The organism is Hymenobacter agri (genome assembly GCF_054778495.1).
In genome coordinates this window covers 1-3742 of record NZ_BAAGZM010000425.1, presented here as the reverse complement: position 1 = coordinate 3742, position 3742 = coordinate 1, and the positions used below count along the sequence as shown (strand labels likewise).

The following is a 3742-nucleotide window of genomic DNA, read 5'->3' as shown; positions in this document are numbered from 1 at the left end:
CGCCGGCAATTGGCCGCCGCGCAGGAGCACCAGCGCCAGGCCGGCCCGCTGCTGGTGCCCAGCAAATCGCTGGCGCACGACCAGGCCCGGCAATCCTTCATTGAGGCGGCAGGCCTAGTAGTGAAAGAGCTACGCGGCCACGCCGCAAACCTGGAGGCCGCCCGCTTGCAGGAAGTGAGCCGACAGTTGGCCAGGAAGCCGGAACTGGCGGGCCTCAATCGAGAAAACGTGGAGAAAGTACTGGCCGTGGTAGCCGGGCTGGACGCGCTGAAAAGTATGCCCGCCGTGCAGCAGCTGCGTCAGGCCGTACAGGTGCTGAACTCGCCCGGCCTCAAACCATCTGCAGAAATGAATCCAGCGCCGGGCCAGCGCCGGGCTGGTCCCCGCCTATAGGATGGCATGTAGGCTACTTAGCGGGATAGCCCTAAGTTGACTTGCCGGCTGTACGCGCTACGATGGTGCTCACCAGGTAGCTGCGCCTTTCCTCGCTCCCCTGAGGCGTTTCGTGAAGCACGTAGTAATCGAGCTGCGTGTCCGGGGCAAAAACGTCCGCATCGATGTAGGGGGACCGGGCATTGACGGCCAAGCGCGTCCAGGGGCAAAGGACGCCACCCACGCGCCGGAAGATGTGCCCAACCGCTCGCCGCTCTTCGCCAAAAGCCAGGTGTCGGCCCTCCGGGGAAGTAGAGAGTTCAAGATGAGCGCTGGACATAAAACTCGCAGAAGAGCGAAATACCAATAGAAAAAGCGCAACTGGCGGCCAGGCGGCTGGTTGGGCAAGGCCGCAATATCCTGCCTAAACGTTCTCGCTTCGCCGCTAGCTGACTAGGTGTATAGTCCCAGGATGTGATGGTGTATTTTCCGGTCTGGAATTTCGCACAACGTTATGGGACAAATACTCCATGGCAGCGCCCGCACAACTCAGGCAGTACGGCGCGCTATCCAACGTAGTCAGGAAAGCCTACAAGCGCTAGCCACGCGCCACGGCATCAATCCAAAAACCGTCGCCAAATGGCGCAAACGTCCCACGGTTCAGGATGCACGCATGGGGCCTGTTGCGGCATCAACGGTGCTCACGGCCGAACAAGAAGCCCTGGTCGTCGCGTTTCGGCGCCACACGCTCTTGCCCTTGGACGACTGCCTCTATGCCTTACAAGCCACGATTCCGTGCCTGACACGCTCGGCGCTGCATCGGTGCTTTCAGCGCCACGGCGTCAGCCGCCTGCCGTTGACTGACGGGGAACTGAGCGTGCCTAAAAAGAAATTCAAGGACTACCCCATCGGCTACCTGCACGTCGATTTTGCCGAAGTGCAGACCGAAGAAGGCCGCCAGTATTTGTTTGTGGCCATTGACCGCACCAGCAAAGTGGCCTTTGCCGAGTTGCAGCCGCAGGCCACCAAAATGGCCGCCGCTGACTTTTTGCGCCGGGTGCTGGCCAAACTGCCGTACCAGGTGCATACGGTGCTGACCGACAACGGCATCCAGTTTGGCAACATGCGCCACCAGCCCTGGGCCTTTCGGCACCTCTTCGACCGCGTCTGCACCGAGCACGGCATCGAGCACCGCTTTACTAAGCCCGGTCATCCCTGGACCAATGGCCAGGTCGAACGCATGAACCGCACGATTAAAGAAGCGACGGTCCAACGCTACCATTACCAGACAACCCACGAATTGAACGAGCACCTGCAGACCTTTCTCCTGGCCTATAACCACGCCAAACGACTCAAGACCTTGCGCGGCCTGACACCGCATGAATTCGTCTGTGCCCAGTGGCAGAAAAATCCCGTTAACTTTAACCAGGACCCAACCCACCTCACCTTGGGACTATACACCTTGTACTTGTTGCAGGTGATAAGAATGAATGGGATAATGAATCAGCTATGAAATGGAGAACTTATCATAATTCAACAAGTGATATTGAATTGAGAACAACAGATGTATTTTTCAGGGCATTAGCTGATTATAAAAGTCAGCCAAATGAGTTTTGGAGCTTTGAAGAAAATCCTGTGACTCTAGGATTTGCTGCCCTTGAGGATTATTGGAAAAAATATAATTATATGGATTTGATGCGAAAATTGTATTAGCCTAATGCTTATCAGCCGGGGCCTCGCTGGTGCTCAAGCCCAGCCACTTTACCAGCGGACCGATGGTGAGGCCCTACCCGATGAGGCTGAAAATGACCACCACGTAGGTCACGCTGACCAGCAGGTCGCGGGGGCGAGTTAGAAGCCAACGGCAGACTAAGCAGTGGGGGTAGGATGTCCGGCAGCTGATAGGTCAGTGATTTGCCGGCGTGGCCCCGCATGAAGCCTATGAAGACCGTTAGGTCTTCGGTTACCAAGTTTTGCTCCAGGGCCGCAAAATGCGCTTGGCGGTCTTACCGAAACCTAATGGTCTGCAACTGGACCCTAGTAGTGCTGCACGTGGTTCATCAGCTGCCAGGAAGTACGCTCGTTGCCGTCGTTGAAGGAGCGGCTAGTGCGCTTCAAAGAGCAGTTCCAGTAGCCCACGCAGGGTGGTTGCCGTCGGCATTACTTAGCTGAGCTGCTGCACCTGCTGGGTCAGGCGCTCAACTCTCGTCCCACGTCATGCGGCCTGCCGCCAGGTGGCCGCCCGGAGCGCCGCCACGTCCACCGTGGCCAGGGGCAGGGGAGTGGCCAGGCCCGCCCCGTGAATCAGGTCGCTGGCCCAGGCCGCTAGGTCGTGGGCGTAAATCATGCGCCGCCCTGCCTCGTCCTGGTATTCGGTTTTGCCGCGCATGAAGGCTTCTAGGCTCGGCCGCAGCGCCGCCGGCACCTCCACCAGCGCCTGGTCGGGGTGGGTGGGGCTGAGCAGCGAGTTCAGGTAATCCCGCAGGGCCTGATAGGCAGCTTGGCTGGCAGAAGTCATGGACAGAGGGATAGTGAGCACGCGGCTGATAGCGTTACCAAAAGTAGCAAACCCAGGGCTAATGCCGATGGAGAGCGATTCGGTAGCCGCTTTTGCGGAGGAAAGTAGCGGGGCGAACCCCTCTGGGCCGGGCTGTGCGGGGCTCCGGCGATGCCTGCGGTCCTGCGGACTGAACCCCTTCCAGCCCTTTCGCGAACCAAAGGAAAAAGCCAGGCGGCCAATTCAGGACGAAGTCAGCGGACAGCGGGCGGAAAATGCCTAAGCGGGGCGAATAAAGAACAAAAGGGAAAAATCAGAATCCATGCCAAATGGTGCGAACTAATGCGCGATAATTGACGCTTTAATTTACACATTATTGAAACATTAATGCGGGTTTTTGCGTTTAAATATTATAAGCAGCAAGCATAAAACCAAACTGTTAAGCCATGAAAAAGCCCGCTCCTTTTGCTCCCCGCCCCGACGTGTACGACATCATCACCAACCGCATTATTCTGGCGTTGGAGAACGGCGTGACCCCGTGGAAGCAGCCGTGGAACGCTGCCCACGGCGCGCCCCGCAACTACCGTAGCAAGCACGTGTATCAGGGCGTCAATGCCCTGCTGCTGGGGATGCTGGAGTATGAGCACCCCTATTTCCTGACCTACAACCAAGCCAAGGAGCTGGGCGGGCAGGTGCGCCGGGGCCAGAAGGGCATGCCGGTGGTGTTCTTTACCGTGACCAAGAAGGACGACGGCAAGGGCGAGGAGAAGAAAAAAGCCTTTCTGAAATACTCCACGGTCTTTAATATTGCGCAGATTGACGGGGTAGCGTGGACGTTCCCCGAGTTGCCCAGCCGCGAGCACACCCCCCAGC

General features: G+C 58.0%; 5 protein-coding genes. 4 read left to right on the top strand and 1 reads right to left on the bottom strand.

The annotated features are described in order from the left end of the window. The 3 genes from ACYVDE_RS17030 to ACYVDE_RS17020 form a co-directional block, all read left to right on the top strand. A partial coding sequence (locus ACYVDE_RS17030; RefSeq protein ID WP_460502749.1) for a hypothetical protein occupies positions 1-393 on the top strand: 393 nt, incomplete at its 5' end. Positions 394-886: 493 nt separating this feature from the next. After that, the gene (locus ACYVDE_RS17025; RefSeq protein ID WP_460502748.1) at positions 887-1885 is read left to right on the top strand and encodes an IS481 family transposase; all 999 of its coding nucleotides are present in this window, start codon (positions 887-889) and stop codon (positions 1883-1885) included. After that, positions 1882-2085, top strand: coding sequence for a hypothetical protein (locus ACYVDE_RS17020; RefSeq protein WP_460502747.1), 204 nt, complete (start codon positions 1882-1884; stop codon positions 2083-2085). Before ACYVDE_RS17025 ends, ACYVDE_RS17020 begins: the two co-directional genes overlap by 4 nt. Before the next feature lie 502 nt (positions 2086-2587). Here the strand turns inward: ACYVDE_RS17020 and ACYVDE_RS17015 are convergent. Beyond that, positions 2588-2890, bottom strand: coding sequence for a hypothetical protein (locus ACYVDE_RS17015; RefSeq protein WP_305013273.1), 303 nt, complete (start codon positions 2888-2890; stop codon positions 2588-2590). A 425-nt stretch (positions 2891-3315) separates the two neighbouring features. On the opposite strand from ACYVDE_RS17015, the gene ACYVDE_RS17010 reads away from it, so the two are divergent. Continuing rightward, the coding region (locus ACYVDE_RS17010) for an ArdC-like ssDNA-binding domain-containing protein (protein WP_460502746.1) at positions 3316-3742 on the top strand (427 nt) is incomplete at its 3' end.

Bases quoted from the DNA above. Each gene is read 5' to 3' on its own strand.
- ACYVDE_RS17025 (WP_460502748.1), top strand. From the start codon at position 887: ATGGGACAAATACTCCATGGCAGCGCCCGCACAACTCAGGCAGTACGG.
- ACYVDE_RS17020 (WP_460502747.1), top strand. From the start codon at position 1,882: ATGAAATGGAGAACTTATCATAATTCAACAAGTGATATTGAATTGAGA.
- ACYVDE_RS17015 (WP_305013273.1), bottom strand. From the start codon at position 2,890: ATGACTTCTGCCAGCCAAGCTGCCTATCAGGCCCTGCGGGATTACCTG.